Genomic DNA, 217 nt, shown 5'->3' with positions numbered 1-217 from the left:
GGCGGCGTGTTCGTGCAGGACGGCGGCTCGCTGACGATCTCCGGCGGCTCGTTCTCCGCTGGCGGTGCGGCCGGCGGCGTGGCCGGATACAGCCCAGCCTATCGATACCAATATCGCCCCGATCTCAACCCGATCATCGTCAAGACGGCGACCGCCGGATTGGGACTTGGCTCGGCCATCTTCCTGCAAGGCAACCAGACGCTCGCGGTCGCGGCGC

Annotated in this window: 1 protein-coding gene; it reads left to right on the top strand. The window is 68.2% G+C overall.

Annotation, left to right across the window (positions count from 1 at the left end; genetic code table 11):
* Positions 1-217, top strand: a 217-nt coding sequence (locus tag AXW67_RS42615; RefSeq protein ID WP_161491219.1) for a hypothetical protein, incomplete at both ends; no start/stop codon positions are given.

It is taken from the genome of Bradyrhizobium neotropicale, assembly GCF_001641695.1.
Lineage (GTDB): Bacteria > Pseudomonadota > Alphaproteobacteria > Rhizobiales > Xanthobacteraceae > Bradyrhizobium > Bradyrhizobium neotropicale.
This window is presented reverse-complemented; position numbering and strand designations above follow the sequence as displayed.